The 25,141-nt window shown below is 56.5% G+C and carries 21 protein-coding genes and 5 pseudogenes; 12 read left to right on the forward strand and 14 right to left on the reverse strand.

All coding sequences use genetic code 11. From position 1 onward, the window contains the following. Positions 1-13: 13 nt before the first annotated feature. The 5 genes and pseudogenes from dnaQ to ACZ1GM_RS01860 form a co-directional block, all read right to left on the reverse strand. Positions 14-721, reverse strand: a complete 708-nt coding sequence (gene dnaQ, locus ACZ1GM_RS01840) for a DNA polymerase III subunit epsilon (protein WP_472677507.1) — start codon at positions 719-721, stop codon at positions 14-16. 49 nt (positions 722-770) lie between these two features. Then, positions 771-1,367 carry a dephospho-CoA kinase gene (coaE, locus tag ACZ1GM_RS01845; protein WP_472677508.1) on the reverse strand — a complete coding sequence of 199 codons (597 nt, stop codon included), beginning with the start codon at positions 1,365-1,367 and terminating at the stop codon, positions 771-773. Further along, complete coding sequence (locus ACZ1GM_RS01850; RefSeq protein ID WP_472677509.1) at positions 1,364-2,248, reverse strand: shikimate dehydrogenase family protein; 885 nt, start codon at positions 2,246-2,248, stop codon at positions 1,364-1,366. Before ACZ1GM_RS01850 ends, coaE begins: the two co-directional genes overlap by 4 nt. After that, complete coding sequence (locus tag ACZ1GM_RS01855) at positions 2,245-2,850, reverse strand: Maf family protein (protein ID WP_472677510.1); 606 nt, start codon at positions 2,848-2,850, stop codon at positions 2,245-2,247. The genes ACZ1GM_RS01850 and ACZ1GM_RS01855 overlap by 4 nt, the downstream gene beginning before the upstream one ends. Beyond that, positions 2,847-3,708: pseudogene (locus ACZ1GM_RS01860) on the reverse strand (pyruvate, water dikinase regulatory protein). The gene ACZ1GM_RS01855 and the pseudogene ACZ1GM_RS01860 overlap by 4 nt, the downstream one beginning before the upstream one ends. Before the next feature lie 370 nt (positions 3,709-4,078). On the opposite strand from ACZ1GM_RS01860, the pseudogene hemE reads away from it, so the two are divergent. The 10 genes and pseudogenes from hemE to ACZ1GM_RS01910 all read left to right on the forward strand — a co-directional run bounded on the left by hemE (position 4,079) and on the right by ACZ1GM_RS01910 (position 13,669). After that, positions 4,079-5,106 (forward strand): annotated as a pseudogene (gene hemE, locus ACZ1GM_RS01865) (uroporphyrinogen decarboxylase). Positions 5,107-5,151: 45 nt separating this feature from the next. Beyond that, the gene (locus ACZ1GM_RS01870) at positions 5,152-5,595 is read left to right on the forward strand and encodes a CopD family protein (protein ID WP_472677511.1); all 444 of its coding nucleotides are present in this window, start codon (positions 5,152-5,154) and stop codon (positions 5,593-5,595) included. 192 nt (positions 5,596-5,787) lie between these two features. Then, positions 5,788-7,053, forward strand: a complete 1,266-nt coding sequence (gene rho, locus ACZ1GM_RS01875) for a transcription termination factor Rho (protein ID WP_472677512.1) — start codon at positions 5,788-5,790, stop codon at positions 7,051-7,053. Between the two features lie 46 nt (positions 7,054-7,099). Beyond that, positions 7,100-7,288 (forward strand): BLUF domain-containing protein, encoded by a 189-nt coding sequence (locus ACZ1GM_RS01880; protein WP_472678601.1) that lies wholly within the window; start codon positions 7,100-7,102, stop codon positions 7,286-7,288. A 332-nt stretch (positions 7,289-7,620) separates the two neighbouring features. Then, entirely contained in the window at positions 7,621-7,884 is a 264-nt protein-coding gene (locus ACZ1GM_RS01885; protein ID WP_472677513.1) for a DUF6489 family protein, read from the forward strand. 48 nt (positions 7,885-7,932) lie between these two features. Next, a complete protein-coding gene (gene mnmE, locus ACZ1GM_RS01890; RefSeq protein ID WP_472677514.1) occupies positions 7,933-9,222 on the forward strand; it encodes a tRNA uridine-5-carboxymethylaminomethyl(34) synthesis GTPase MnmE in 1,290 nt (429 codons plus the stop codon). A gap of 103 nt (positions 9,223-9,325) precedes the next feature. After that, entirely contained in the window at positions 9,326-11,194 is a 1,869-nt protein-coding gene (gene mnmG, locus ACZ1GM_RS01895; protein ID WP_472677515.1) for a tRNA uridine-5-carboxymethylaminomethyl(34) synthesis enzyme MnmG, read from the forward strand. Beyond that, positions 11,191-11,847, forward strand: a complete 657-nt coding sequence (gene rsmG / locus ACZ1GM_RS01900; RefSeq protein WP_472677516.1) for a 16S rRNA (guanine(527)-N(7))-methyltransferase RsmG — start codon at positions 11,191-11,193, stop codon at positions 11,845-11,847. The genes mnmG and rsmG overlap by 4 nt, the downstream gene beginning before the upstream one ends. Before the next feature lie 38 nt (positions 11,848-11,885). After that, on the forward strand, positions 11,886-12,677 hold the full coding sequence (locus ACZ1GM_RS01905; protein WP_472677517.1) for a ParA family protein: 792 nt from the start codon (positions 11,886-11,888) through the stop codon (positions 12,675-12,677). Then, positions 12,674-13,669: a ParB/RepB/Spo0J family partition protein gene (locus ACZ1GM_RS01910; RefSeq protein ID WP_472677518.1), complete on the forward strand. Its 996-nt coding sequence runs from the start codon at positions 12,674-12,676 to the stop codon at positions 13,667-13,669. Before ACZ1GM_RS01905 ends, ACZ1GM_RS01910 begins: the two co-directional genes overlap by 4 nt. A 48-nt stretch (positions 13,670-13,717) precedes the next feature. Here ACZ1GM_RS01910 and ACZ1GM_RS01915 read toward each other — a convergent pair whose 3' ends face one another. Together ACZ1GM_RS01915 and ACZ1GM_RS01920 are read right to left on the reverse strand one after the other, a co-directional pair. Beyond that, positions 13,718-14,431, reverse strand: coding sequence for a hypothetical protein (locus ACZ1GM_RS01915; protein WP_472677519.1), 714 nt, complete (start codon positions 14,429-14,431; stop codon positions 13,718-13,720). A gap of 160 nt (positions 14,432-14,591) precedes the next feature. Continuing rightward, positions 14,592-15,087 (reverse strand): annotated as a pseudogene (locus tag ACZ1GM_RS01920) (GAF domain-containing protein). A 123-nt stretch (positions 15,088-15,210) separates the two neighbouring features. On the opposite strand from ACZ1GM_RS01920, the gene ACZ1GM_RS01925 reads away from it, so the two are divergent. Continuing rightward, positions 15,211-16,689, forward strand: a complete 1,479-nt coding sequence (locus ACZ1GM_RS01925; RefSeq protein WP_472677520.1) for a PQQ-dependent sugar dehydrogenase — start codon at positions 15,211-15,213, stop codon at positions 16,687-16,689. A gap of 18 nt (positions 16,690-16,707) precedes the next feature. Here the strand turns inward: ACZ1GM_RS01925 and ACZ1GM_RS01930 are convergent, their stop codons facing one another. Beyond that, a complete protein-coding gene (locus ACZ1GM_RS01930; protein WP_472678602.1) occupies positions 16,708-18,447 on the reverse strand; it encodes an acyl-CoA dehydrogenase in 1,740 nt (579 codons plus the stop codon). Positions 18,448-18,505: 58 nt separating this feature from the next. On the opposite strand from ACZ1GM_RS01930, the pseudogene ACZ1GM_RS01935 reads away from it, so the two are divergent. Continuing rightward, positions 18,506-19,471: pseudogene (locus ACZ1GM_RS01935) on the forward strand (L-threonylcarbamoyladenylate synthase). A 2-nt stretch (positions 19,472-19,473) separates the two neighbouring features. On the opposite strand, the gene ACZ1GM_RS01940 reads toward ACZ1GM_RS01935, so the two are convergent. The 6 genes and pseudogenes from ACZ1GM_RS01940 to ACZ1GM_RS01965 all read right to left on the reverse strand — a co-directional run bounded on the left by ACZ1GM_RS01940 (position 19,474) and on the right by ACZ1GM_RS01965 (position 24,961). Continuing rightward, on the reverse strand, positions 19,474-19,803 hold the full coding sequence (locus ACZ1GM_RS01940) for a hypothetical protein (RefSeq protein ID WP_472677521.1): 330 nt from the start codon (positions 19,801-19,803) through the stop codon (positions 19,474-19,476). A gap of 77 nt (positions 19,804-19,880) precedes the next feature. Beyond that, positions 19,881-20,651, reverse strand: coding sequence for a GIN domain-containing protein (locus ACZ1GM_RS01945; RefSeq protein WP_472677522.1), 771 nt, complete (start codon positions 20,649-20,651; stop codon positions 19,881-19,883). A 222-nt stretch (positions 20,652-20,873) separates the two neighbouring features. Then, on the reverse strand, positions 20,874-21,407 hold the full coding sequence (locus ACZ1GM_RS01950; RefSeq protein ID WP_472677523.1) for a CarD family transcriptional regulator: 534 nt from the start codon (positions 21,405-21,407) through the stop codon (positions 20,874-20,876). 279 nt (positions 21,408-21,686) lie between these two features. Beyond that, positions 21,687-22,026: pseudogene (gene fdxA / locus ACZ1GM_RS01955) on the reverse strand (ferredoxin FdxA). A 94-nt stretch (positions 22,027-22,120) separates the two neighbouring features. After that, the gene (locus ACZ1GM_RS01960; RefSeq protein ID WP_472677524.1) at positions 22,121-22,375 is read right to left on the reverse strand and encodes a S4 domain-containing protein; all 255 of its coding nucleotides are present in this window, start codon (positions 22,373-22,375) and stop codon (positions 22,121-22,123) included. Positions 22,376-22,426: 51 nt separating this feature from the next. After that, positions 22,427-24,961 carry a helicase-related protein gene (locus tag ACZ1GM_RS01965; RefSeq protein WP_472677525.1) on the reverse strand — a complete coding sequence of 845 codons (2,535 nt, stop codon included), beginning with the start codon at positions 24,959-24,961 and terminating at the stop codon, positions 22,427-22,429. Positions 24,962-25,141 lie beyond the last annotated feature (180 nt).

Genomic DNA, 25,141 nt, shown 5'->3' on the forward strand with positions numbered 1-25,141 from the left:
GTATTTGGCCCCGCTATGTGTTCGACCAAAGGGGTTTTTCGATAGTTTTCAAAAACTCCGCATGTGCCGCAAGTTCCTCATCACTTGCCGCATGAGGGCGCGGTTCTCTGCGCGGACCGGTTGCCTTGCGAACCAGATTCTCTGGAACGTCGATTTTTTCCGTGTTGGTCGCCTCACCAACCCCCTCGCTTGCCAGTCCAAGGCCGATCTGCCGCCCGCCCTTCAGCTCAACATAGACCTGCGCGAGCAGCTCTGCATCAAGCAACGCGCCGTGCTTCACCCGGTGGCTGCGATCAATGCCGTACCTACTGCACAGCGCATCGAGCGAAAGCTTTGCACCCGGATGGCGTTTACGAGCCATCGCGACGGTATCGATCATCCGGTCAGTCGACACGGCGTCTCGTTCGCAAAGCGCCAGCTCGTTATTAAGAAAGCCGAAATCGAAGCCGGCATTGTGCGCGATCAACGGCGCATCACCGATAAAATCGAGCAATTCCTGGGCAATATCGCGAAACAGGGGTTTGTCCGCTAGAAATGCGGAGGACAAGCCATGCACCGCCTCTGCACCCGCGGGCATATCGCGTTCCGGATTATAGTAAGCATGATAGGTTTCGCCGGTGGGCACCAGGTTGACCATTTCAACGCAGCCGATCTCAACCATCCGGTCCCCGGTTTTCGGGTCTAAGCCGGTGGTTTCAGTATCAAATACAATTTCGCGCATGTGACATTGATAGTGCGCCTATTGCCGAGTCGGTTCAAGAGGCAATGGGTTAAGCTGTGTTACGCAAGGTCTCGACCAGCGCAGCAACCTGTTTTCGGGTTTCGGACAGACTTGTGCCTGTATCGATGACGTAATCGGCGCGCGTTCGCTTTTCCGCATCGGGCGTTTGCAGCGAAAGGATGTGCTCAAACTTTTCTTGCGTCATACCGTCGCGCGCCAAAACACGTTCACGTTGAGCCTTGGCCGGTGCAGACACGACAATCACCTTATCCACTTGCTCGAAACCGCCCTTTTCAAACAGGAGTGGTATGTCGAAAACGACCATGTCCGCCTCGGCATGGTGTTCAAAGAACTGTACACGCTTTCCCGCCACGGCGGGGTGAACGATTGCCTCAAGCTGGGCGAGTTTCTCTGGATCGCCAAAAACTTGCGCACCCAACTTCTCACGCAATACCCCCTCGGGGCCAGTGCTACCGGGGAACGCCGCCTCGATTTGCTCCACCAATTCGCCATTCGCGCTCTGCATTGCGCGAACTTCAGCATCAGCATCGAACACCGGAACGCCGAGATCGGCAAACATCGCCGCGACGGTTGATTTGCCCATTCCGATGGAGCCTGTGAGGCCAAGAACGATGGGTTTGGTCATCGCGCCAGCAACTCCCGCAATTCAGCATCATGCTGACGCGGTGGTTTTTGCCCAAAAAACAGCTCAAAAGCGCGTGCCGCTTGGCCGATCAGCATTGAAAGGCCGTCAATTGTCGGGTGACCCGCTGCCTTGGCTGCCCGCAGAAAATCGGTTTCACGCGGATCGGTGACGATATCATAAGCGATGCTGCCTGGTGGAGCATGGCTCCAATCAAATGCTAATAACGGCTGGCCACGCATACCCAGAGGTGAGGTGTTGATCACCAGATCGAGGCACCCCTCGCGGTCATCAAAGGCAAAGTCTGTCGGCGTCGCAAAATGGTCGAGATGGACTGCATGATGCTCGACCCCCTTACTCCGGTTGGGCGGCGCAAGCTCATCCAACATCGCCCGCGCTTTGTCAGGATTGCGCCCGGCAAGAACGAGTGTGAAGCCCTCCTGCGCCAACGCCGTCACGATTGCTCGAGCGGCACCGCCAGTGCCAAGAATACGCGCCATGCGAAAAAGGTGCTGCTGGCTCAAAACATCCCGCAGAGGTTCACAAAACCCCTCAGCATCGGTGTTAGTCCCCGACAGCGATCCATCAGCGTGACGCGAGACTGTGTTCACCGCACCAATTGCGGTTGCTGTGATGTCCACGCTGTCAATTAACGCACCCACCGCCTGCTTATGCGGCATAGTTATGTTGCAACCGCGCCAGCGTTCGTCTTTGCGCCGCTCTCTAATGTAATTTTCAAGCTCATCAGCTGTGACATGCGCCCGGCGATACTCTGCGTCGATACCCAGCTTATCCAGCCAAAAGCCATGGATCACTGGCGATTTCGACTGCGCGATGGGGTCACCAATGACCTCGGCATAGGCATCGTTGGGTAAAGGTGTCATGCGTCGATTGCGCCATGTTGACGAAGCGCTTCGAGCACCTGCAATAACGGCATACCCAGCACCGTGAATTGATCGCCGATAATCCGATCAAACAGATGCGGACCCGCCGCCTCGATACGGAACACCCCAACACACCCTGAGACATGCGGCCACTCCGCCTTGAGATACGTCTCAATAAAGTCGTCAGACAAGGCGCGCAGCTTCATCTGCGCAAAATCACCACCGACCCATAAGATTTGTCCGTTTTTCGCCAGCGCAGCAGCGCTATGGAGCGTCATCGTCTGACCGGAAAAGGATTGTAAATGCTTAGCTGCCTGTTCACGGCTTTTCGGCTTGTTGAATCGCTCGCCGCTCACATCCACGAGGGAATCGCTCCCTAAAACCAGCTTACCCGGATGAAGCGCCGAAACAGCAGCAGCTTTCGCGGCGGCCAAGGCTTGTGCCACTTCGTCAGGCTCAGCATCGGTCATTTCTGCTTCAAAAGCCCGCTCATCAATATCCGCAGGGATTGCATCATAGGCTATGCCGCACGCGTCCAGCATAGCCTTGCGGGAAAAACTGCCCGAGGCGAGGATGACAGGTTGGTTTGAGAATCCGCTCATATCGGTTTCGACCCCTCGAACTTGCCATCATCTTGCTGACTTTCCTTGCGTCGGTCCCGCTCGCCCACCAATTTAATCACCGCCGCCGCAGTTTCCTCAATCGATCGGCGGGTCACATCAATTACCGGCCAGCCATTGTCAGCAAACATGCGGCGCGCAAACACGACCTCATCCTTAACCCGATCATTGTCGACATAGCTGGTGGTTGCCTGTTCATTCAGTGTCAGCAAACGGTTCCGGCGGATCTGAACCAGCCGTTCGGGTGCACTGGTCAAGCCGACCACCAGAGGATGCTTCAGCTTAAACAGGCTGGGTGGGGGTGGGCTTTCCACCACCAGCGGGATGTTGGCGACCTTATAGCCGCGGTTCGCAAGGTAAATACTGGTTGGCGTTTTGGAACTGCGCGAGACGCCCGCAAGGATAATATCCGCCTCCTCCCAATTCTCCCAACCCACACCGTCATCATGCGCGATAGTGAATTGGATCGCTTCAACCCGATCAAAATAGGCCTGGTCCATCAAGTGCTGACGACCCGGGCGACCATGCGCCTCTTGCCCCAAAGCCGCCTCTAGCGCGGCTGTTACCGAATCAAGTACGGGCACAGCGGGTAGGCTCATTGTCCGGCAATGTTCTTCCAACCGCTTGCGGGTATCGGGATTGACGAGCGTATAAAGAACTAAGCCCGTACCGTTTGGATAATTCTGGAACAATCCGATCAAGGTGCTGCTTTGACCGCACCATGGGCCAAAAATGCCGATCCACATCGGCATTCTCGAATTGAGCAAGAGCAGCCTTGGCGATCATCTCCAATGTTTCACCAGTGGAATCAGATACGAGGTGTAGATGTGTTCGAGACATACGATAGAGAACCGATTACTTTTACATATGGCGCCGGGTTATCCGGGCGCTTTACGGATAAGCGGGCTGTGGACTTAGGGGGCATAAACCATGGCACAAACCTGCCGACAAGTTCGGGGAGTACTTTCCTGCACGATATGAGTCATTTTAACCGTCCAGTTCTAAACAATATTGAAGGTTTCTCGACAGGCTGGGGACATTGGGGAGAAAAATGACTCGACTCAGCCAGCCTCACGATTCGAGCAGTATCGCAAGGCTACACAAAGCCGGAGAAATCAGGCAGAGCGTGGTAATTCCCGATATCCACAGGGCCAACAGACTCCTTCTACCTATATAAATATATTGAATTTATTGATTGGATACGTGCGCGATGCCTGGTCTTTTGCTAGATACGTTAAACGGAAACAGGGGCAATCAGGTCCCTCTATGGCTGATGCGTCAGGCGGGGCGCTATCTGCCGGAATATCGCGCTTTGCGTGCGGAAAAGGGCGGCTTTCTGGAACTGGTATACGATGCGGAGGCGGCTCGCTGAAGTTACCATCCAGCCGATTGACCGGTTCGGCTTTGACGGTGCGATCCTGTTTTCCGATATTCTGATCGTGCCGTACGCGATGGGTCAGGATCTGGAATTTCTGGCGGGCGAGGGTCCAAAGCTTTCTCCGAAGCTGGTGGATCATAACCTCACAGCGTTTGAGAGCGTCCCTCAGCGTCTTGAAGGGATTTATGACACCGTGGCTCGGGTCAAGGCGCGTTTAGGCTCTGAAACGACGCTGTTGGGCTTTGCTGGAAGTCCGTGGACCGTCGCGACATATATGGTGGCGGGCGAGGGCAGCCGTGATCAACACGAGGCGCGTGCAATGGCCTATCGTGATCCAGGCGCCATGCAGGCGATCATGGATGCGATCATCGATGTGACCGTTGAGTATCTCGATGGACAGATCGCGGCTGGCGCTGAGGCAGTCCAATTGTTCGACAGCTGGTCGGGCAGTCTCGCGCCGTACCGAATTCGAACGTTGGGTCATCGCGCCCAATGCGGCGATTGTCGCGGCTCTGAAAGCGCGTCGCCCCGACGCACCGATCATTGGCTTTCCAAAGGGTGCCGGAGAAAAACTGGCACCTTATGCGCGCGAAACGGGCGTTGATGCACTGGGTGTAGATGAAACGCTCGATCCATGTTGGGTAGCGCGCGAAGTGCCCAAGGATATGCCGGTTCAAGGCAACTTTGATCCATTGTTATTGCTTGCCGGATCGGAGGAGCTGGAAGCTCGGACGAAAACGATCTTGGCTGCTTTTGCGGATCGTCCGCACGTCTTCAATCTCGGCCATGGTATCGATCGGCGCACACCGATAGAGCATGTTGAGCGATTGCTTGCGACAGTTCGCGAATGGCGCGCATAAATTGAAGGGTGACGTGAGCAATTACCGTTCCTACATAGGCGGCTCATGCAGGCGGCTCTCGAAATGACGTATCTCTGGCTGAAGGCGGGCCACATCATTTTCATGGTGTTCTGGCTCGCGGGCCTGTTCATGCTGCCGCGGCAAATGATTTATCTGCATGGCACTGACCCCGCATCGGAAGAATCCCAGCTGTGGGGCAAACGGATGGGCCTCTTACGCAAGATTATTCTTACGCCGAGTTTGATTGTCGTCTGGGTGCTTGGTTTGCTACTTGCCCAGAGCATTGGTGCTTGGACGCAGGGCTGGTTCCACGCAAAATTGCTCCTGGTGGTTTTGCTCAGTGGTTATCACGGCTGGCTGGTTGCGCAGTCCAAGAAAATGGTTTCGGGAGCGCGCCCGCTCACAGAGAAACAGCTGCGCATGTGGGGCGAGGTGCCCGGCATCCTGCTCGCACTGATTGTGATCCTGGTGATCGTCAAACCATTCTGACCGGGCTCGCTCTATAGAAGCGGAATTCGATGAATGGTGATCATTCCGGATTGACGCGCCCTTTCCCGCAAACTAACCGATGAACTTGTAAACACGGCGTAGATCCAACCCAACTGGAAAGGATCGGTCTGCTTTCTCCAAGCCCTTAACTGACCAGCCGGCCTTCACACATTTTTCCAAACGGAAATATTTATGCATCTTAGAGACTTAAAAGAAAAAACCTCAGTCGAGCTTGTCGGCATGGCGGAAGAATTGGGCGTTGAAGGCGCCTCCACCATGCGCCGCCAGGATTTGATGTTCTCGATTCTGCGCGAGCTTGCTGAAGACGAAGAATATAACGAAGAAATCATGGGTGTTGGCACGATCGAAGTGCTGCAGGATGGCTTTGGCTTCCTGCGTTCGCCAGAGGCGAATTATCTTGCCGGGCCTGATGATATTTATGTTTCACCCAATCAGATCCGCAAATGGGGTCTGCGTACGGGTGATACCGTTGAGGGGGAAATTCGCGCCCCTAAAGAGGGTGAGCGATATTTCGCGCTTACTGGCCTGACGACGGTGAACTTCGAAGAACCCGATGCCGTGCGCATGCGGACAAACTTCGATAACTTGACCCCGCTTTATCCCGATCAGAAACTGACATTGGATCAGGCAGATCCAACGGTGACAGACAAGTCCGCGCGTGTGATCGACATTATCTCACCACAGGGTAAAGGTCAGCGTGCGCTGATCGTCGCGCCGCCACGGACTGGTAAAACCGTTCTGCTTCAGAATATTGCCAAGGCGATCACCGATAATCATCCAGAGGTGTTCCTGCTTGTGCTGCTTGTCGATGAGCGACCCGAGGAAGTTACCGACATGCAGCGGAGCGTGAAGGGTGAGGTAATCTCCTCAACCTTTGACGAACCTGCACAGCGTCACGTCCAAGTCGCTGAAATGGTGATTGAAAAGGCCAAGCGCCTAGTTGAGCACAAGAATGATGTGGTCATCCTGCTTGATTCCATCACCCGTCTGGGTCGCGCTTACAACACGGTCGTGCCAAGCTCTGGTAAGGTTCTTACCGGCGGTGTCGACGCAAACGCTTTGCAACGCCCGAAGCGCTTTTTCGGTGCAGCGCGTAACATCGAAGAGGGTGGATCCTTGTCGATTATCGCAACTGCCCTGATCGATACGGGCAGCCGGATGGACGAAGTGATCTTTGAAGAGTTCAAAGGCACGGGTAACTCGGAAATTGTGCTGGATCGCAAGGTCGCTGATAAGCGTATCTTCCCGGCGCTTGATGTCGGCAAGTCCGGCACGCGCAAGGAAGAGCTCCTGGTGGAAAAAGACCGCTTGTCGAAGATGTGGGTGCTGCGCCGTATCCTGATGCAGATGGGCACGGTGGACGCAATGGAATTCCTGCTCGACAAGATGAAGGATTCCAAGACCAACGAAGACTTCTTCGACACGATGAATCAGTAGAAGAGCAACCTGCTGATCTTTCGGTCTATTTACTGGTGACGGCGATCTGCCCTTCAAAAGCGATCGTTTCTTTAAGATGATTGAAGGTCCGAGGGACAGACTTGATGAGCTAATGGCGACTCTCTCCAAAGATGATCGCCATCATCCCATCGGCGTTATGGGTGAGGGTTCAGCCACTGACCGGCTATTTCCGCGCCGGCGGATGAACCGCGTCGACAATGACAAAAATATCTGAAGTGAAACAGATATTTGCAAGTTCACCGAACGGAGAACAACTCACTAAACACTCGGAAAATTTCCTCTCGGTCTGACAGCTTCATCGCAAGGCCTACCAATCTCGGTTGCCAAACCTTGATGCATCTTGATTTCAGTCTTAAACATCAGGATAGTTTAGGTTTTACAGATATTTAGCCATTTATCGGCATTTTTTCACATTGTGAGGGAATGCTGGTGTGCCGACGCGCTTGAAGGCCAGGAACTTGTTTTCACAGCTCGGCATGTCCAAATATGCTCCAAGAATAACGAAATGCACGCGATACACGCTCCAACATAAGGGAGAGAGCACTCATGAAGGTCAATATCGAGATAGATTGCACGCCAGAAGAGGCGCGTACCTTTATGGGCCTGCCCGATGTGGGCAAAGCGAACGCGGTATACGTGGATATGATGTCGAAAGCGATGAAGGGCGTATCGAACCCTGACCAACTACAGGACTACGCGCGACAACTGGCCCCGATGGGGCAAGCTGGTTTCAAGCTGTTCCAGAGCTTTATGGAGGGTGCGCAGGCTTCAAAAGGTACAAGCAAATCAAAAGGTAAATCCGACGATTGATGTCTCTACCGGCATGACTGGCGATTTGAGCCGCGGGCGCTTCGCGTGATGGATACAATTTTTGCGCTATCGAGCGGGACGCCGCCGGCGGCCCTGGGCGTCATCAGGATTAGCGGGAATGCAGCAGCGTTCGCGCTTGAAAGCCTGGCGGGAAGCTTACCAGAGCCACGCAAAGCGAGCTTAAGAACGCTGCACGACAAGAGCGGAGACGAGTTGGACGAGGCGCTCGTCCTTTGGTTTCCCGGGCCAAATACAGCAACTGGTGAGGATCTTACCGAGCTGCACTGCCACGGAGGCAGGGCAGTTATCAAAGCTATAGAGACCGCTTTGGCGGCGATGCCAGCGGTGCGCCCCGCACAGCCCGGTGAGTTTACCCGTCGGGCCTTTGCCAATGGTCGGCTGGACTTGGCAGAGGCGGAGGCTCTAGCGGATCTCTTAACTGCCGAAACTGAGTTACAGCGAAAATCGGCGCAGAATGCCTTTGGCGGGGCCATTTCGCGCAAGGTTGAGGAATGGCGAGGGGAGACCCTGCGATTGGGCGCTCAAGTTGAGGCGGTGCTGGATTTCTCTGATGAGGACGATGTCACCGATGGTGAAGAGAATGCGCTTTCAGGCGCGTTTCACAATGCGCTCATCACATTGAACCGTGATATGCAAGCATGGTTGGATCGGCCAAGTGCGGAGCGTCTGCGTGATGGCGTGAGAGTCGTTCTTGCAGGTCCGCCAAACAGCGGTAAATCTAGCCTTTTCAACATACTACTTGATGACGCAGCCGCCATCATTTCTCCGACTGCGGGCACAACAAGGGATGTAATTGAAAGACCGGTTGCCTTGCATGGTGTGCCGATCGTGCTCGTTGACACCGCTGGTCTTCGGCGGTCAGAGGGTGATGCGATCGAGGCAGAGGGGATTGATCGTGCGCATGGTCAGATCGGACAGGCAGATATTGTGCTTTGGTTGGGGCCGGAGGGTGGGGGCCCTGATGGCGCAATTGAAGTGCAATCAAAGTCTGATCTTGAAGATACCTTAAGAAGGAGCGGGGCGGACTACGTAGTTTCCGCTGCGACAGGCGAAGGTGTTGCGGAGTTGGAGAAGGGGTTAGCAGACCGGGCACGGGCCATTCTGCCCAAACCTGGCCAGGCAGCACTTAATGAAAGACAGCGCGCGATGGTTCGCGATGCCCAAAGCTCAATTGGTGAGGTTCAGTCGGAGACGGATTTGCTTATTATCGGAGAGCATCTGCGGCAGGCACGGTTGGCGTTTGATGCACTGTTGGGCAAAGCATCTACCGAGGATATGCTGGATGCGCTGTTTGGGCGCTTTTGTATCGGCAAATAACCATATCGGTCAGATCATTGGCGCCGATGTTCCACGTGGAACAATGAGTTGTATTTTTGACCTTTGACCGGACGACGGACCAGGACTATCTGGGCGTTATATTATGACCCGGACAGATACCTCTTTTGATGTCATCGTAATTGGCGGCGGCCACGCAGGCGTGGAAGCGGCGAGTGTTGCGGCGCGAATGGGTGCGCGCGTCGCATTGGTGAGCTTCGATCTTAATGCAATTGGCGCAATGAGCTGCAATCCAGCCATTGGCGGCCTCGGCAAGGGGCATTTGGTTCGTGAAGTGGACGCATTTGATGGTGTTCTGGGGCGCGCAAGTGATGCTGGCGCAATCCACTATCGCATGCTCAACCGCTCAAAGGGGAGTGCTGTTTGGGGCCCCCGGGTTCAGGCGGATCGGATGCTTTTCAAGGCTGCGGTTCAGCAGATTCTGGGTGCGCAGAGTAATGTTATTCAGATTGAGGGAGAGGCTGCGAGCCTGGTCTTGCGCGGCGAGGGCGTGTCGGGGATTGCGCTTGCAGATGGAAGCGAACTTCAAGCACCGCGAGTGGTCCTTTGCACCGGGACTTTTCTCGGCGGCATCCTCTATCGCGGCGAAGAGCGTCTGGTGGGCGGGCGTATTGGTGAGAACGCTGCGCATAAGCTGGCTGAGCAGCTACGCGGGGCGGACCTGTCGATGGCGCGGCTTAAGACCGGTACACCGCCAAGACTGGATGGCCGCACGATTGATTGGTCGAAGCTGGCGGAACAACCGTCTGACGACGATAATTGGACGATGTCATCGCTTTCGACCGTCAGGGCGAACCCTCAGGTCTTCTGCGCCATCACGCGCACAAACCAGCGCAGCCATGACATTATAAGGGACAATCTCGACCGTTCACCTTTGTTCACAGGCGCAATTGACGCTCAGGGCCCACGGTATTGCCCGTCTATTGAGGACAAGATCCATCGTTTTGGTGATCGCGACGGGCATCAGGTTTTCCTCGAGCCAGAGGGGCTTTCAACTCATCTGGTTTACCCCAATGGGATCAGCACATCGTTACCGGTGCACGTGCAGCTTGCAATGCTGCGCAGCATGGACGGTCTAGAACGTGTTGGCATGGAGGTGCCAGGGTATGCGGTGGAATATGATCATATCGATCCGCGCGCACTAACATCTGGTCTTGAGGTCAAAGCTATTTCCGGCCTGCATTGCGCGGGGCAAATCAACGGGACAACCGGCTATGAGGAGGCTGCTGCGCAAGGGTTGGTTGCGGGCATGCATGCCGCGGCAATGGTGCTCGGCAAAGAACCTGCGGCTCTAGACCGCGCAAATTCCTATATAGCGGTTATGGTTGATGACCTCGTGTTGCAGGGTGTTACGGAGCCGTATCGCATGCTCACATCGCGTGCTGAGTATCGGCTGCGCTTGAGGGCAGGGAATGCCGATACACGCCTCACGCCTCTGGGGATTGCAGCCGGGTGCGTCGGCAAAGAACGCGAGGTTTGGTTTACCGAGCGACGGGAGCGTCTCGAGCAATGGAATGAGGCACTAACCGCCAAAGCAAGCGGAAAAGACCTTGCTGAGGCAGACATCCATGTTCGCCAAGATCACGCGCCGCGCACTTTGAACGATTGGATCGGTGCAGGTCATATCGGCCTTGCGGGGTTGTCTCGCCTTCTTCCAAAAGACCTGGAATGGGATGATAGTCTGGCCACCGAGTTAATCGAAGATGCCCAATATGCGCCTCATGTTGCCCGGCAAGAGGCGGAATTGCGCGACTTGCGCGCCAACCAGTCCGTACCGCTTGGCGCAGGCTTCCCGTTTGACAGCGTACCGGGACTTTCGAACGAGATGGTAGAGCGCCTCACCAAAGCGGAGCCAGAAAGCCTCTCCGATGCAGGTCGGGTCTCTGGTATCACCCCAGCGGCACTTGCGGCGTTGCTGGTTCATGCGCGACGTCGACTGGCTGACGCTGCGTGATATTTGCCGAAGAAGACGCGCGTCGATTTGTGCGTGACCGAGTAGTGGGCGATGATCCCGAGGCGGTCATGGCAAGGCTTGACCACTTGTCGAATGCCTTATGTGAGGAGAATGAGCGCCAAAACCTTGTGTCACGAGCAACACTGGATGAAATGTGGTCGCGGCATATCGCGGACTCGGCGCAGTTGCTTGACCATGTTCCACGTGAAACATCCGGTGAGGAAGCCCAGAGCACTTGGCTCGATCTTGGCACCGGTGCCGGTTTTCCGGGGCTGGTCGTAGCCGCACTACGCCCTGAATTCACAATTTGCCTAGTGGAATCGCGCAAACGCCGTGTTGAATGGCTCGAGCGTATGATCGCAGAAATGGCTCTCAAAAACTGCCGAATTGAAGGCCGGCGACTTGAGCTTGTGAGTGCCTTTCCTGCGTTTGTTATAAGCGCCCGGGCCTTTGCCCCCCTTGGCAAGCTCTTTAGATTATCCGCACGCTTCTCCACAAGCGCGACATATTGGGTCTTGCCCAAAGGCCGCAAAGCGGCGCAAGAAGTACAGGAACTGCCGAAATCAGTGCGAAAAATGTTTCACGTGGAACAATCGCAGACTAGTGATGACGCAGGAATAATCATCGGGCGCGGCCAAATCACAGGTGTGTGATTGCTAGCTTGCCCTCTAAACGGCGGGAGCTTGCATCAGTGATCACAATTGCGATTGCCAATCAAAAGGGCGGTGTCGGTAAAACGACGACGGCGATCAACATTGCCACTGCTATGGCTGCGACTGGGTCAAAGGTTCTTCTTATTGATCTCGATCCCCAAGGGAACGCCTCGACCGGCATGGGCATTGATGGAGCTTCGCGCGAGTATTCAAGTTATGACCTGCTTGTCGATGGCGCAGATTTGGCGAAATGTACTCAAGCAACTGAAATACCAGGGTTGGACATTATCCCGGCGACGCAGGATCTCTCAGGCGCGGAGGTGGAGCTTGTCTCTATTCCCGACCGAACCGATCGCTTGAAGATGGCGTTGAATCAGTCATTTCGCGGCAACTTCGCGGGATATGATGTCTGCTTTATTGATTGTCCACCATCGCTTGGGCTTTTGACGCTCAATGCTCTATCCGCTGCAGACACATTGCTCGTACCTCTGCAATGCGAGTTTTTCGCGCTCGAAGGGCTCAGTCAGCTTCTTCAGACTGTCGAACAGGTTCAGCAACGTTTCAATCCGGACCTGGGTATTATCGGCGTAGTTCTTACGATGTTTGATCGGCGCAATCGCTTGACCGACCAAGTCGCCGATGACGTCCGCGACTGTCTTGGTGGACTTGTGTTCGAAGCGGTCATCCCACGCAATGTGCGCTTGTCAGAGGCACCCAGCCATGGCCTGCCGGCTCTGGTGTATGACCATAATTGCCCAGGAAGCCGTGCCTATATCACTCTGGCGCGTGAATTGATGGGCCGCTTACCTGAGCAGAGGAGGGCTGCATGATGAGCAAGACCGAAGAAAAAGCCGGTACAGGCGGCCCCACTGCTGCGCGGAAAAAGAAGCTCGGGCGCGGGTTGGGGGCGTTAATGGGTGATGTGCATCGCGAAGAACCGCTGGTGCGGATCAATCCAACCGCAGATGCTCAAGCCGCAGCGGCCTCTGCGTCTAACGTTGATGACAGCCAAAAATCCAGTAATACACTGAAATCATTGCAAGTTTCGTCGATTTTGCCGCTGCCCGGGCAGCCACGAACCCATTTCGATGAGGAGGCGCTGGAAGAGCTCGCCGCATCGATTGAAGCGCGAGGTGTCATTCAGCCGATTATTGTGCGGCCCGCGAAGGGTGGCACTTATCAGCTGGTGGCCGGCGAACGTCGCTGGCGGGCGGCCCAAAAAGCGCGACTGCATGAGATTCCCGCGCTTGTCCGTGATTTGTCGGACGAGGAGGTAACCGCCCTTGCTCTGATTGAGAACTTGCAGCGTGAAGACCTGAACCCCGTAGAGGAGGCCCGCGCATATCACCGGCTTTCCGAAGAGCAGGGGATGACTCAAGCCGATATCGCCAAAATGGTCGACAAATCGCGTAGCCATGTTGCGAATTTCCAGCGACTATTGGCTTTGCCTGATGATGTTTTGGATTATGTGGGTGCCGGTGAACTCAGTATGGGTCACGCCCGCGCACTGATCGGGAAAGGGGATGCGTCTGCGCTGGCTAAGCGGGCCGTGAAGGACAAATTGTCCGTTCGTGATATCGAAAAGCTCGCACGGAAGGGCTCTGATAGACAGACACCCACTCGTGACGCGCCGCGCACTTCATCATCGCAACCTGAAGATGCTGACATTGCGGCTGTTCAGGCGCATTTGGAGGAATTTCTTGGCCTGTCGGTGCGGATCAAGACCGACACCGATCCACGAACCGGAGCGGTTACAATACGATACCGCACGCTTGATCAGTTAGATCTGATTTGTCAGCGCCTGACTGGCGGCGATATTTAACTCGGGACAGCGGTAACGGGCAAATGCCGCGAAGTTGCGCGGCGCGACTTATTCTTTGTCCATAGTAAGGTCGTCAGCCGGCACGATGCGATAAGTCGCTTCCTGTGCGACGGGCACGGTCACAGGAACAAGCATGTATTGCTCGCCCGGTGCGAAATTGGTCGCCGGCGCTGATTGCGGGGCGCGGGCCATATATTCGTCGAGATAGGTTTCACATTCATCGCGTTGCCCCGGCGCTGGGCGTCCATTGTCGCTGTTCAGCAAACGGTCAACGGCAAGACCGGCGAGTGCGCCACCACCTGCGCCAAGTAAAGTACCGCCCAGGCGGTTGCCGTCGGCCACGCGATTGCCGATCACTCCGCCAATCGCCGCACCCAATAGCGGCGCAAGCACGCCGCCGCGGTCATCTTCGTCATAATCATTGAGGCGATCTCGGCATTCGGCGAGCCAGCTGGCCCGGTCGAATTCCACCAATCGTGCACCGTTAGGCAAATAGCTCGTCGTCACATGTGGTGCAGCGGTAGTGTGAGGCTGCGGTCCGGAGTTGACCAAAACGGGTGTGGCAGGGACAGCCGCCGCGCTCTGACGCGCCGGGATAACGCGCTGGGCGCCGCGCACATCCGCTGCCTGTCCTGGGATTGCGGGTGCTGCGTATAGGTAGCCATCACGTTCGTAATACACCTGCTCCTGAGCTGAGGCAGGGATTGCCATGAGTGCTGACGCTGAAGCTGCAGCGCCGAGAATCTTTGTCGTAATACCCATACTATCCACCTGAATGCTTGTGATCGCGCAAATCAATAAGTCGCGCATTAGCACTATCGGTCAATTCTGCGAAAGTGACCTACGGGCATGTGTCCCTCGCTGGGGCGACTGATATTCCGAAATGAAATTTTACGTGAGATCTCGACCCGTCAGATAAAGATCAAATGCGGTCTGCTAAAAGATCAGCCAACGCCTCGACACCCTTTGCGTCTTCTTCATCGAAACGCGCGGCCTTTGGGCTGTCGAGATCAATCACGGCGATGACGTTTCCACTTCGCATGATCGGTACAACCAGTTCAGAGAGAGTGTCGCCATCGCAAGCGATGTGGCCAGGAAACGCGTGTACGTCATGAACCAATTGGGTTTCTTTTCTCGCGGCTGCGGTACCACACACACCTTGGTTGAAAGGAATGCGAATGCAGGCTGGTCGTACCGACAAAGGGCCCCAAAACAAGTTCAGGCAATTGGGCGTCCTGATCAGTGCGATAAAAGCCAGTCCAGTTTACATCATCGAGAAACTCCCAAAGCAGTGCCGCGACATTGGCCATATTGGCCACACCATCGCTTTCATCAGCGGTTAGTGCGTCTGCTGCGGATAGCAAATCGCTATACAGCGTGGCTTTGGGAGTACCGGGTGCGGGGCGAAAATCATACATGTCCGGACATTTAGGGATGTGGGCGCACACCGCAACCCGGGGATGGTTATGGTCGTCCTGCATTCGTCCCAACATTGCGGCTGAGGCATTGTGGCGTTGCAAACACTCGCTTAGGGAGAAGTCATGTCTATCCTCAAAAAGATCCTCATCGCTCTTCTCGTCCTCCTCGTATTGCTTGGCGTGGCGGGGTACATCCTCACGCGCGGCGATACCGCTGATCTGGACATTGGAGACGTTTCGGGCACCGACCCGGTGCTACAAGCTCCTGAAGCCGAGAGCATTCCGACAGTTCAGATTGCCAAGCCGGTGGGCTGGGGCGCTGATGAGGTCCCGCAGGCTGCCGATGGACTGGCAGTGGGGCGTTTTGCCGATGGTCTGGACCATCCGCGCGTATTGTTGGCGCTGCCCAATGGCGATATTCTGGTTACCCTGACGCGTTCGCCCAAGAGCGACAGTGATGGCGATGGCGGCGTTATGAGCAGCATTCGCAATTTCATTGCCTCTTACCTCTTTTCCCAGGCAGGTGCTGCCGGAGAATCACCCAATGAGATCGTTCTGCTGCGCGATACCGATGGCGACGGAATTGCAGAGGGACGCTTTACTCTAACAGACACGCTTGATTCCCCTTCTGGCATGGCGTGGCACGACAACACGCTCTACGTCGCCAATCACGACGAGGTGACCGCATTTGAATATGAATTGGGCGGCGAAACGCTGGCTGGCGCATCGCGCAAAATCATGGACCTCGCGCCCGGTGGCGGACACTGGATGCGCAACATGGAAATTCATCCTGATGGTGACCGGCTCTTTGTCGCCGTTGGCTCTGTATCAAATATCGGTGAGCAGGGCATGGATGTTGAGGAAGGCCGCGCGCTCATTTGGGAATATAATCTCGAAACTGAATCACAGCGCATTTTTGGCGCGGGACTGCGCAACCCCAATGGCCTCGATTTCAGCCCTTGGTCGGGCGAGCTTTGGACGACTGTTAATGAGCGCGACATGCTCGGCTCTGATCTGGTGCCAGACTACCTCACCAATGTACCTGTGGGCGCGCAATATGGCTGGCCGTGGGTGTATTGGAAGGACAACATCGATCAGCGCGTAGAAGCGCCAATGCCGCAATTCCTGACCGAATACACACGCCGGCCCGAATTCGCCATGGGCCCGCACGTAGCAGCGTTAGGCCTGGTTTTCAGCACGGAAGGCGCGCGTATGGGTGAGGGTTTTGCATCCGGTGCATTCGTCGCGCAGCACGGTTCGTGGAATCGCAAGCCGCCATCGGGTTATAACGTCGTTTACGTAGAGTTTGACGAACGCGGCAACCCGCAAGGAAAGCCTGTCCCTGTACTAAGCGGCTTCCTCAACGAAGATGGCACAACGAAAGGCCGACCGACCTGGGTTGAATGGGCGTCTGATGGGTCGTTGCTTGTCAGCGACGATACGGCCGGGATTATCTGGCGCGTGGTGGCGCCGGATGCCGAACCGCAGGCGGGCATTGAGCGACTTACTGGCGCGCGTCTGCCCCCACAGCGTGAATTGAGTGGCGATGCCCGCGCCACATTCGGACCGGATGATTTCGCGCGCGAGGCACCTGGAAATTAGGCGATCATTCTCGGCGGATCAGGCTGTTAAAGCGCTCGCCTCGACCGCATAGAGCGACTCTGCCCCCGCAATCGCACTCGCTTTGAGACCCGACGCCTCCGGCACTATCCGATCGAGGAAGAAGCGTACCGTTGCGGGCTTCGTTGCCGCGAGTGCAGGTGCATCGCCTGATGCCACGGCGTCAGCCTGCTTGATTAACTGCCAGCCGGCTACCGCGACCGCCAACATCGTACAAAAAGGTACGCTGCCGGCGAGACGATCATCGAGGCTTGCTTCGGTGCGCATCCATTCCGCGATGGCAACGCATTCCTGCGCCAATGTGGCCAATGCAGGCTCAGTCGCTGCATCACCTGCAATGTCCTGAGCCAGACCGATAAGTGCATCACCATTGTCCATGCCCAGCTTGCGCGTGACCAGGTCGGCGGCCTGAATACCGTTCGTGCCCTCGTAAATCGGGGCGATGCGCGAATCGCGCCAATGTTGGGCAGCGCCGGTTTCCTCAACGAAACCCATCCCACCATGGATCTGAATGCCAAGGCTTGCGACCTCAATTCCTATATCAGTACCCCAGGCCTTGATCAGCGGCGTGAGAATTTCGCCGCGCATCGCGGCAACTTCATTGCCTAGAGTGCCGCGGTCAACCTGACCGGCTGTGTAATAAAGCAAAGCGCGAGGCCCTTCGGTTAAAGCCTTCATCCGCATCAGCATGCGCCGCACATCGGGGTGTTCGATAATCGAAACAGGTTCTTTGTCGGGTGAGCCAGCGCGCGCCGACTGAACGCGGTCATTGGCGTAACCGAGTGCCTGTTGCAGGGCGCGCTCGCCAATTTGCACACCCTGATTGCCGACATTGATGCGCGCATTGTTCATCATCGTGAACATTGCGGCGAGCCCGCGATTTTCCGCACCGACGAGCTCGCCGATGCATTCGCCATTGTCGCCGTAGCTCATCACGCAGGTGGGCGAGGCATTGATGCCCAGCTTATGCTCCAAACTAACGCAGCGCAGGTCATTTTTCGGCCCCAGACTGCCATCTCCATTCACGTGGTATTTCGGTACGATAAATAGCGAGATACCCCGCGACCCCTCGGGCGCAGCGGGCAGGCGCGCAAGCACCAGATGAATGATATTTTCGGCAAGCTCGTGCTCGCCCCAGGTGATGTAGATCTTTTGGCCCTGAATGCGGTATTTGCCCGCGTGTTCGCCATCGGTGATTGGTTCGGCGGTGCTGCGCAGCGCGCCGACATCGCTTCCAGCCTGCGGCTCCGTCAGGTTCATTGTGCCTGACCATGCCCCGCTGACGAGGCTGGGCAGGTAAAGCGCTTGCTGCGCCTCGCTGCCGTGATGCTCCAGCGCCTCAATTGCGCCAACCGACAGCATCGGTAGCAAGTTGAACGCCATATTGGCCGTGCCGAGGTTTTCCAGCACATTGCAGGCCAGCGTAAAGGGCAGCCCTTGTCCGCCAAACTCAGCGGGTGAAGCAATCGCATTCCACCCCTGCTCTACATAGGCGTCATAAGCCTCTTTGAACCCATCGGGCAGCCGCACAATGCCGTCTTCAAGCTTCGCACCCTCAAGATCACCGATGCGGTTCAGCGGGGCGAATTCTCCAGCGGCAAATTGCCCCACGCCTTCGACGATTGCCTCCACCATATCAGGCTCGGCTGCAGCAAAGCGTTCTGACTGAGCAAGCTCGTCAATCCCTGCATTTACACGAATGGCTAGTAACTGATCTTGCGTGGCGGGGGTGTAAGGGATCACAGTTTTCTCGTCTTCTGCTTGGGGTTTTCGTTCAAGCGAAATATAGCGCGCAGCTATGACCTGCAAGAACGTTACGGAAGTGGTGCTGGCAGACGCCGAGGGAATCGCGAGAGCGGCTGCGATTCTTGAACGCGGTAGACTGGTCGCGGTTCCGACAGAGACGGTTTACGGGCTTGCTGCGCGTGCCGACAGTGCTGAGGCGGTGGCGAAGATTTACGCGGCGAAAGGGCGGTAGAGTTTTAACCCATTGATTGTGCATGTCGTGGACTTGGAACAAGCGCGCCTCTTTGCTGAGATCCCTGACCAAGCTACAGAATTGGCAGACACCTACTGGCCTGGGCCGCTGACTCTTGTCGTTCCGGCAAGGCAGGGCGCTGGTCTTGCGTCGGCGATCACCGCAGGTTTACCCACGATTGCTCTGCGCGCACCTGCGCACCCAGTAATGCGGGAGTTGCTGGAGCAGACCAATTTCCCGCTTGCTGCGCCATCGGCCAATCGCAGTGGGTTTATTAGCCCCACGAGTGCCGAGCATGTCTTGGCGTCGCTGGATGGTCGGGTTGATTTGGTGCTTGATGGGGGAACGACAAATGCAGGGCTCGAGTCCACGATAATCGCCGTTCGCAATGATAATTCGTGGCAGGTGCTCCGCCCTGGCCCAATCACCCGCCAAGATATTTCCGAGCGATATTTCGGAGGGTCGGTAGCGCCCGATCAGACTGGCGAAGTTGTGATCGAAGCGCCCGGTCAGCTCGCCAGCCATTACTCTCCTGGCAAACCGATGCGGTTGAATGTGACCGAAGTTGCGCCAGACGACTTTGTTATCGGGTTCGGTGCAGTGATGGGAGACTGCACCTTGTCAGAGGCAGGTGACCTGATTGAGGCTGCTTCGCATCTTTACGATTGTCTGCATCAGGCCGCAGCTAGTGATAAGCTCAGCATCGCGGTCGCACCCGTGCCGGAAGAGGGGATTGGTGTTGCAATCAATGATAGGTTGCGACGGGCGGCAACACTGCTCGAATAGCGTTACCGCTCCGGCTCGACCGGAATGGTTGGCAGCAGCTCCTGCATTTCATCATAGGTTTCGCGCGCGTCCTCGCATGCGCGGCGATTGCCATCCTCGCAATCTTCTGTCTCTTCGGCGTAGCGCCGCTCCAGCTTCGCCAAACGCTCTTCGCGGCGACGGATTTCGCGGCCCCGCTTCTCGTCCGCTTCTGACTGACTGGTGGTCGCTAGATCGACACCCTTGCTGACGACTTTTACCGGTGCGGTCGCGACATCCAGTGCGGTTTTAGCTAAGCATCCCGACAAGAGCGGGGCGGCGAGCAAAGGCATGAGAATTGAAAGGCGGCGCATGATCGGTTTCCCTCCATGCGCCGCTCTAGTCGGATCACGGTTGATCCTCAATGAATTCGGCAGCGAGCCAGCGGAGATTATTCCTCGGCTGACCCTGTTTCACTGTCAGGTGTAGCTGGCTTGCAGGTAAGTTTGCCCGAACCCATCGCATTCACGTCGCAGGTTGCGCGGCCAAATACCGTCACGTCGCCAGAGCCCATAATTGTGGCTTCCACTGTCCCGTCGGAGGCAAAGGCACCTTCGCCAGACCCTGCGATTGTGACGTCCGCCTCATCTGCGGTCAGCTCATCCAGCTCTGCCCCGCCAGAGCCAGCGATGTTAAGCGACAACTTCGTCGTATTACCTGCTGCACCGACTTTGCCGCTGCCCATAATGTTGAAATCAATCGCGGAGGTGTCGAGCGTTGCAATGTCGATCCGCCCGGAGCCAGCGATCGTCACGTCGGCTTTGTCGGCCACAGTCTCCGATGCGATATTACCGGATCCAGCGAGTGTGAGCGAGTCAGGCGCTGGCATCGTTACTCTTATCGTGGCCACACGATCATCGCTGTCAAAGCCGGGCTCGCGAAGAACGCCAAGCGTATCTTCATCAAGAGTGAAGCGCATTGCATCCACCACATCGTCATCACCCTCAACATCCACCGCAAGCTGGTCGCCGGTAGTGATGACCACGCTATCGCGTGACGCAAGTACGAGATTCGTTGGAGCAGCGCCGGACATATCAATTTCTGACAGCGGCACACCCTCTTGGTCGCCAATGGAGATATTCATTCCGTCGCAGCCGACGACCATTGTGCCCATGGCGAGCGCTGCGATGGGGGCCAGGCCCTTAAGCAGTTTGTGAATCATGTCTTTTCAATGCCTCCAATGTGCCCTCCCATATGAAGGGGTGGTCGAGCTGGGTACGCTCAGACCGGATCTGCAATCCCGTATTGCGTATGTAATACACCAGCAAGCGGCATTCAAGCACTCGCTTTCTTGCTCAGCGGAGCCTTCCATGGGAAAGGCCGCTCTCACACGTCTGTGCAAGCGGCCTTTTCGAGCGCCTCATGGGCGTTGTAAGGAACAGCCTTAGCTTTCTTCGGTGCTCTCGTAATATTGCGGCGCGTGGGTGCGCAGCACATCGAGGATCTTTTCAAGCGCGGTCGGCTCGTCAGTTTCTTCCATCGCGGCCAATTCACGCGCCAGACGGCTGGATGCAGCTTCGAAAATTTGCCGCTCTGAATAGGACTGCTCCGGCTGATCTTCCGGGCGGAAGAGATCGCGTGTCACCTCGGCGATCAGGACAATCTCACCAGAATTGATCTTGGCTTCGTATTCCTGTGCGCGGCGGCTCCACATGGTCCGTTTGACCTTTGGCTTGCCTTTGAGCGTTTCCATCGCTTCCTTCAAAGTCTTGTCGCTCGACAGCTTGCGCATGCCGATTGACTCAACCTTATTGACCGGCACGCGCAGCGTCATGCGCTCTTTCTCGAACCGCAGAACATACAGCTCCAGCTGCATGCCAGCGATTTCCTCGCTCTGCAGTTCGATAACACGGCCAACGCCATGCTTTGGGTAAACAACATAATCGCCCACGTCGAAGGCATCTGCCTTGCTCGCCATGCGAATTCCTTTCTCTGCGGACCCTTATCGTAACCACCGCCAAAGCCAGAGCTGAGCTTCTCGTTTCCGCAGGCCACAATTGTGGCACACGGGCTACTCAGCGTGGCTTGTGGGGTGTTACTGGCCTCTCAATTGTCACATACGCGCGGGACCAACCGCCGCGGCTGGCATATGATGTAGCATAACTGAAAGAAAATTGCGAATCGCAATTCAATATGTGCCGAATTGGCATCACCGAGGTTGAGCAAGCGCTTGAGAGAAGCGGATCCTCGGTCCGGCTTAATCGCCTTCGCCAGGTTCCGCAGAGAAGAACTTTTCGAACTTGCCTTCCTGGCCTTTAAATTCATCCGCGTCTGCCGGGGGCTCTTTCTGGCTCGTGATGTTGGGCCACTCAGCGGAATATTGCGTGTTGACCTCAAGCCATTTCTCAAGGCCATCTTCCGTATCGGGCAGGATCGCCTCGGTACGGGCATTCCGGTTCGCAGACGCCGCAATCGATGCATTCGCTGGGGTTGATTACCAGCATATTCTCACCCTCGTAAAAACAATCGACGGGGCAGACTTCAACGCAGTCCGTATACTTGCATTTGATGCAGGCGTCGGTGACGACGTATGTCATTTAAGCGAATTCCTTATGCTATCTCGCGATACGGGTGCGCGCTGCTAGGGCTGTAGACGCGCATCAGTCAAGTTTTCGATAATGATTCTGCGCCTCATGTGGGGGGGCCGCGCCGCTCAGGCAAACTGACAATCTCTACGACGCTGACAAGCCCAGCCTTAGCAGTACCGGATCGATGGGTATTTCTGCTGAGCGGAGGCAGGGTCAGCACATCGCCCACATGCACATTATGGCTTGCTTTGATCACCCGCTCTCCATTGCAGCGCATTTGACCGGCCACCACCCAATCAGCGGCGATTGTACGGGTACGGGCAAAGCGCAGGTAGCAGAGCAGGCGGTCGATCCGCATTGCCGCACATGCTGTTGGCTCAAAGGTAGCTATGATCACCCCCGCCAAGCACTATCGTATCAGATCGGCCAGACCGGCAAACGCATTACCAGCCTCCGCTCCCTTTATGGGTTTGCGAGTGTGTGCATGCTGGCGCTCGCGGCGCGAGGGACGCCATTCCCAGCGGTCGGGGCGTGGCGGGCCAAATGCACCCTCCGCCATCGTGGGCGCGCGCTGAACGCGAAAGCCTGCCTGCCCGAGCAGCTTGATGGCATTGCTCTCTTCCAGGCCGATGGAAATGGGCAATGCGAGATCGAGAACGAATTTCGCGCGTTTCTGGTTTGGGCTTTGTGCTTTTGCGCGCGTTTCGTGCGCTGCTCGGAAGATCTTCTCAGCCAGATCAAAGCGAATGGCCTGACTGCCTGCGGGGCGATAGCCCGATGGCAGCTTCTTCGCCCCCTTGATAACTGGCAGCATATCGCGCTCAAGGGTGCGGCGATCAACGCCCAGCGCGTGCAGCAATTGGCGCGGTGCGGGTTTCAACAAAGCAGGTGCAAAGATGTCGAGCGCGCCAAATGTCACGCCAATCTTGCGCAGAAATGGGCGCATCTCCTTCGGCAGATGCTCGATCCCTGCTTTTTCGCGCGCGATATGACCGTGCCCCGAGATCAGATTTAGCAACAGCGCACGTGCTTGCGATCCAGCATTGGGATCGCGCGCAGCTTCGTGCATTTTGGCGAGAGGTTCGAGCGGCGCAAGTTTGCTTTTCAGCCACGTTTCAAGCGCAGTTTGCAAAGAGTTCCTCGCTGGCTCTGGTAGGCTCGCAATTTCTTTCTGTAGGATGATGGCGGGCTCAACTTCGCCTTCGCGCGGCTCAAGTTTTGCCAGAGTCACGTCGTTCCAGATTAGCTCGCCCTTGCGAATCTCCACATCTGCGCACTCGCTCTGCGCCAGCGCGATCGCTTTCTCGCCAAGAATGCGCGGCAGTCCTTTTTCTGCGGCCGCCAGCAGCATTTTGCGGTCAGCATGGTTCGCCGCCTGATCTGGGACGAAGCGAAACCCCTCGACTTTGCCCAGTGGTTCATCCTCGACAAACACCGCGCCATCATCATCCACACGGATGGGTAGTGCCGATGCGTCCTGTCCCAGCGATTTCATCAGGATTGCTGTCCTCCGGTTCACAAATCTCTCCGTCAGGCGCCCGTGCAGGGCATCTGACAGTTTGGCTTCAACGGCGCGAGCGCGGGCCGCCATTTCATCGCGCGCCAGCACCCAATCGGGCCGCTGGCAGATATAGGCCCAACTGCGCACCGCCGCGATGCGGCCCTGCAGCGTATCGATATCGCCCGACATATTGTCGAGCTCGCTTATCCGCGCCGCAACATAATCTGCGCCGATATACCCCTCGCACAGATCTTGCCACAACCGCGCGACAAAGCGGGCATGAACATCGGGGCCGCGCTGCCGAAAATCGGGTAACGAGCATGCCTCCCAGAAACGGCGCACAAGGCCGGCACCCTTGATCGAACGCGCCATTGGTTCTTCGGAAAGGCGCTTGAGGGTCATCAGATCAATGGCGGGCGGAGCACTGCGCAAGGCATCGTGCTGGGGCGGTTGTTCCAGATCGCCGATCAAAACTGGCAGTGTGTCAAAGCGCGGCTCTGCCTCGCGCCAGAACAGCTTGGTGATCGGGGCAAAACGATGCTCCTCAATCGCGTAAATTTCTTCTTCGGTGAATTCGGGCGCCGCGCCGCTCTGCTTCCCGCTTTTCGCGGCCATGCCAGAGATGGTTCCGAATGTGCCATCGCGCTGGTGCCGCCCGGCGCGCCCAGCGATTTGCGCCATTTCCGCCGGTGTGAGCCGCCGCATCCGCCGTCCGTCGAATTTGGTGAGACCGGCAAAGGCCACATGCGTGATGTCGAGATTGAGGCCCATGCCAATCGCATCGGTCGCAACGATGTAATCGACCTCGCCTGATTGGAATAGCTCGACCTGTTTGTTTCGTGTCTCGGGACTCAGCGCGCCCATGACAACGGCTGCGCCGCCACGAAATCGCCGCAGCATCTCTGCGACGGCGTAAACCTGCTCGCTGCTAAAGGCGACGATGGCGCTGCGCGGCGGTAGGCGAGATAACTTGCGCGGGCCGATATGCTTGAGTGTCGAAAAACGTGGTCGGTCGCTGATTTCAGCTTTGGGCACTAACGCCTCGACCATAGGTGCCAGTGTGGCCGCACCCAGCAGCAATGTCTCTTCACGTCCGCGCGCATTCAGCAAGCGGTCGGTGAAAATATGCCCGCGCTCCCGGTCTGCGGAGAGTTGCGCCTCGTCCAGCGCAACAAATGCTGCATCGCCGCCATCGCGCGGCATGGCCTCCGCTGTGCAGCATAAATAGCGGGCGCCTTCTGGTTCGATCCGCTCCTCGCCCGTAATCAAGGCGACTTCACGTTCGGGTTTAATCGCGCAAATCCGATCATAGACCTCGCGCGCCAATAACCTCAGCGGAAATCCCATACATCCGCTCGAATGCGCGCACATCCGCTCAATCGCGAGATGCGTTTTGCCGGTATTGGTCGGACCCAGAACTGCTTTGATGTCTGCGCGTTGCACGTGGACCAGCTTTGCCAGCGCTATGCCGCACACACAAGCGGACAAACGACACACTTTACCATGGGGTATGATCCACTCATCGCAATAGAGACTCAGACAGGCGCGGATTAAGTCGAACTTAACTTTAAATCCGCAGGGATTTGCGGCAGAGCTTAATAAGAAATCGGGTTGCGGCGGTCA

The organism is Qipengyuania sp. JB2-7 (genome assembly GCF_055693485.1).